At 42.5% G+C, this 4,032-nt stretch carries 4 protein-coding genes and 1 tRNA gene; all 5 read right to left on the reverse strand.

Annotated elements, in window-relative coordinates; translation table 11 throughout:
* Window positions 1-142: 142 nt before the first annotated feature.
* Window positions 143-1,366, reverse strand: a complete 1,224-nt coding sequence (locus tag BU200_RS10170) for a chloride channel protein (protein WP_075100017.1) — start codon at window positions 1,364-1,366, stop codon at window positions 143-145.
* Window positions 1,367-1,387: 21 nt separating this feature from the next.
* Window positions 1,388-2,920, reverse strand: coding sequence for a ClC family H(+)/Cl(-) exchange transporter (locus BU200_RS10175; RefSeq protein ID WP_075100018.1), 1,533 nt, complete (start codon window positions 2,918-2,920; stop codon window positions 1,388-1,390).
* Between the two features lie 420 nt (window positions 2,921-3,340).
* A tRNA-Arg gene (locus tag BU200_RS10185) sits at window positions 3,341-3,412 on the reverse strand.
* A gap of 319 nt (window positions 3,413-3,731) precedes the next feature.
* Window positions 3,732-3,893, reverse strand: coding sequence for a hypothetical protein (locus BU200_RS11185; protein WP_172459326.1), 162 nt, complete (start codon window positions 3,891-3,893; stop codon window positions 3,732-3,734).
* A gap of 4 nt (window positions 3,894-3,897) precedes the next feature.
* The coding region (locus tag BU200_RS10195; RefSeq protein ID WP_211268960.1) for a transposase at window positions 3,898-4,032 on the reverse strand (135 nt) is incomplete at its 5' end.

The raw sequence follows: 4,032 nt of genomic DNA on the forward strand, positions 1-4,032 counted from the left end.
TCATGGGCTTAGTGCGCCCAAAAATAGGAAAATAAGCAAAAAGTAAGCTTCGAAAGCGAAGCTTACTGGAATTAATGCTTACAAATAGGGCTTACTTAACAACTACTTGAAGTTTTTAGAGGTGCCCATGACTATATTCTAACTATTCTCCCATACTTGCAATCCTTTGTAAGCCATAAATTGATTGCCTACGATCAAGCATGTAGCTGATGATGACCACAATGGCAAAAAAGGGGAGGTTTTGAAAGCCAAAGACTTCTCCGCCAATCATCATCGGAGCAAGTAAGGTATTGGTCGCACTGGCAAAAACGCTGATATAGCCAGCAGCTGCTACTAATTCGATCGGCAAGCCGAAGATAGGAGCAAGAACAGCACCTAATGAGGCTCCAATTGCAAAGAGAGGCGTCACTTCGCCACCTTGAAAACCGGCAGCTAGAGTTAGGGTAGTAAAAAGCAGCTTCAATAGAAAATCATAACCATATATCTGATGATTGGAAAAACTCGCCTCAATCAAATTGGTCCCAAGACCCGCATAGCGTCCAAAGTGGGCTAGGGCAAGTGCCAGACTAAGCAGAGCCCCCATCACGACAATCCGCCAATAGGGATTTTTCAGATAGCGAGTAGCCTGCTTTTTTAGTAAACTTTGTAGAAAGACAAAGAGGTTTCCAGTTAGCCCAAATAGAAGCCCGAGAAAGATGCATTTTAGAAAGACCTCTACGGTAAGGTTCTGCGTAAAAGATAGGAGATGAGAAAATTTTTCCAAGCCTAAAAGATGGCTGAAGCTACTAGCTGTATAGACTGCAAATAGGCAGGGAATGAGGGCATACAACTGCAAGTTTCCAATGGTGATGACCTCTAAGGCAAAGAATAAAGCCGCCAGCGGTGTTTGAAACAAACCTGCAAAACCCGCAGCCATTCCCGTCACTAGCAAGACTTGAGCAGAATGAGGAAAGGTAAAATAGGCGTTAAAGCGATGCGAAATCGTTGCCCCCAGTTGAACTGCCACTCCCTCTCGTCCAGCACTCCCACCAAAAAGATGGGTCAACCAGGTTGAAACCATAACCAAGGGAATCAGACGTAGGGGAATGGTCTTGCTGTCTCCTTGTGCTACCTCAAAAATCAAGGCCATGCCTTTTTGTGCTTCTTTGCCAAAACGCTGGTAAAAAAAGACAATCACAAGCCCTGCCAGCCCTAAGAAGGGCAAGAGATAGGGGAGAGCAACTGAACGAAGCTCCCCTACATAGAGCAGGGTGCGACCAAAGATGGTAGCAAGGATTCCAACGACTAATCCAATCACCACCCCCGCTATTCCTAATCGCAAGCATAGGGCGTAAGAATGCTGATAGCTATCTCTTATCTTATCCATCTCTCCTCCTTTCCATTCTATCTACATCAATAACTCTTTGACCCGACTCATTTCCTTCTCATTGACCACCACAAAAATGGTAGCTCCTGCATGCAAGACTGTATCTCCATCCACTAATTCGGACTTTTGGTGATGAATTTGGGTCGTAATCAGGATATTTTTGGATAAGGTTAATTCCCTTACCTTTTTACGGGCAATCTTGTCCGAAACAACTAACTCAATCAGCGTTGGTTCAACGATGTCTGTGGTATGCGCAATCGTCATCTTCGCAAGCATTGCCTCATAAATCGGCTCTCCTTTTAACAAATCCATGACGATATAGGCGACCAAGGTGACGACCCCGATAGCCATCAGTTGCTTTAGGTCTCCTACCATTTCTGTCACTAAAATCATAGCCGTCAGGGGTGCTTTTGAAATCGCCCCGAAATAACCCGCCATTCCCAAGACGATAAACAGGGGCAAGACATCTAGGGAAATCAGCTGAAACTCTACCAGAATCAAGCCAAATGCCATTCCTAAAAGAGAGCCCAGCGTTAGCATAGGCAAGAAAATACCGCCCGGTAAACCGCTACTATAAGAAATCATGCTCCAAATGAAACGAATGATAAAATAGAAACAAACGGTTGTCAAAAGTAGGTTCTCCTGAGCGAGAGAAATAATCAGACGATGCCCACCACCTACTAGCTGCGGATAAAAATAGCCAATTGGAATCACAAAGAAAATCCCAATCATGCCATAAGCGTAGGATGGAACACCATATTTCTTCCCGAAAAAATCATAGAAACGGTGAAAGTTTAAAATCACCTTTTCATAGCCAAAGCCCATGACCCCCAAAAACATGCCTAGTAGAATAAAAATCCAATACTGACCCAGGGAGAGAAAGGGAAGTTCTTGATTCATGGATAGAACGGGTGTCAAGCCAAAAATATTCAGAGATATAAAATTAGCAACCAAACTTGCGACCAAGGCTGTCACCCAGACCATGCGAGAAAAATGGTGATAGATTTCTTCGACAACAAAGAGTAGACCCGCAATCGGAGCATTAAAGGCTGCTGAAAGCCCTGCTGCTGCTCCACTTGCAATAAAAGCTCTCGTTTCCATACGGCTAGCCTTTAAAAACTTAGCTACTCCTTTGGCAGACATAGCACCTAGCTGAATACTTGGTCCCTCACGACCTAACATGAAGCCCATAGAAATGGCGAAGCTCCCTGCAATAAATTTCTTCCAGAGAACACTCCACCAATCCGTCTGAAGCAAGCCCTTTAATTCTCCCTCGATATGCGGAATCCCAGAGCCCTTGATGTCTGGATCAGACTTGACTAAGAGACTAATTAGCCAAACCACAAAGAGGCTAACCAGACTAATCGGCACTAATAGCAAGGGATTTGTCTGCGCTTGATGATAGAGCGCAACAACCTCTTCAAAAAGGGTTTCAATGGCTAGACGAAATAAGCTGACCACCACACCCGACACAATCCCCACGACAATACCACGCCAGACAAAGCTCATAATGGAACTTGCTGAAAAACGAAATTCCCTATGATGATTTTCCATAATCTCTCCTCTCCTTACATTCGGATAATCTTCCACCGACAAATTGCTGGTCTCTTGGACGATTACCCGATCCCCACTAAATTCTTACTTTATTTTACCAGATATAAACCAATTTTTCGAGGGAAAGCTACTTATTTTAACAAAAAATCTGGCTACTTGCAGGCTATTCATCAACTTCTTCATCCTATTTCCCAAAAGCAAGAACTGTTCTAAATTTTCAGTAGACTTGCCTGTTTTATGATACAGCCCCTTACTAGACTAAGCAGAAAATACTCCCCACATCTACTCCCTGCCTTTCCTGTTGCTTGCTGTATCTTCTTAACTTAGAATCTTACCTATATATAGTCTGTCTATCTTTTCCTAAACAAGTACAATAAAAAACTTGAAATATCCTACTTCAAGTTTTTTATGATCCCTATATCTCCCCTGCAGGAATCGAACCTGCAACTAATTCTTAGGAGGAATTTGTTATATCCATTTAACTAAGGGAAGGCTCTTTTATTGTATCGTAGACAGATAAAGATTGCAAGAAAAAATGAGAAAAATCTATACGAAATAGAGAAAAATAATTCTCGCTCGCTCCTATGCTTCAAATCTTCTCTCCGACAATTCCTTAAAAGAGTGAAAAAAGGCATTCCTTGCATGACCTACTGCTAGAAATAAAATAGTAAGCTAGGTGGTGACTAGCTTACACGGGAGTTTTTCAGTTTCTGTAACACTTGTCCATCAGTCCCATTGTCTGATGAACTAAAAAGCGTCTAGGCTAGATGCCTTCTTACGCATTTCATACATGAAACCTCCTATTTTTACATTAGGACCAGATAGATTCTTCCATCATCCGTTGAATCTGTTTTGGTCGGATAAGAATGAACCCAACCAGCATCACAAAGAGCCAGACGAGAATAGGAATGAGGGTCGGCTTGGAAGTAGAGCTCACGCCAGCGGTCGCTAAAATCGAAGCAAAGTCAATCATATAGTTATTGAGTTTTAAAATAGTACAAAAGAGATTCATTTACTGTTTTGCATGTTTTTAAAAGTTCTGTGATTGCTCTCTTCAGATTTGCCCAAGCTTTCTCAATGGGATTTAATTCTGGTGAATAAGGTGGAAGAGG

The sequence above is a fragment of the Streptococcus acidominimus genome, assembly GCF_001921825.1.
Classification (GTDB): domain Bacteria; phylum Bacillota; class Bacilli; order Lactobacillales; family Streptococcaceae; genus Streptococcus; species Streptococcus acidominimus.